Source organism: Kamptonema formosum PCC 6407, from assembly GCF_000332155.1.
Classification (GTDB): Bacteria; Cyanobacteriota; Cyanobacteriia; order Cyanobacteriales; family Microcoleaceae; genus Kamptonema; species Kamptonema formosum.
In genome coordinates this window covers 52412-52791 of sequence record NZ_KB235907.1, presented here as the reverse complement: position 1 = coordinate 52791, position 380 = coordinate 52412, and the positions used below count along the sequence as shown (strand labels likewise).

Sequence of the window (380 nt, the reverse complement as noted above, 5' to 3'; positions counted from 1 at the left end):
GTCTGCTAGAGTTCTCACCAGCCTCTACAAAACGATATTGCCAAACTCGCTTATCCCCCTCCTAACCTGAGAGGCCTTCAGCTTAACCCCGATAAATTTAAGTAAGCGGTTGAGATATTGCATGGGTGAGCTTTTGCCGGGATGTCCAAGTAGGGCGGCTGCTGACTTGGTTTTACAAATCCTCACCAGTTCCTTGACTTCAGGGGATTTATCCGTCCAGACCTTTGAAGGGTCAAGGAATTGATTAATCCCCAATTTTTGAGAGAAGTTTTTAGTTTGAGCCATTGGTTGTTCAGGTCAGGCAAGAAAGTTCTAAACTCACGGTTCCATTTTTGCCGTTGTAGCAGTTCAGCATCAATAGGGTTTTCAAGTTTCCAGTT

Annotated in this window: 1 protein-coding gene; it reads right to left on the bottom strand. The window is 44.7% G+C overall.

Annotated elements, in window-relative coordinates:
• Positions 1-24 precede the first annotated feature (24 nt).
• The gene (locus OSCIL6407_RS0129245; protein ID WP_019488055.1) at positions 25-285 is read right to left on the bottom strand and encodes a hypothetical protein; all 261 of its coding nucleotides are present in this window, start codon (positions 283-285) and stop codon (positions 25-27) included.
• Positions 286-380: the final 95 nt, after the last annotated feature.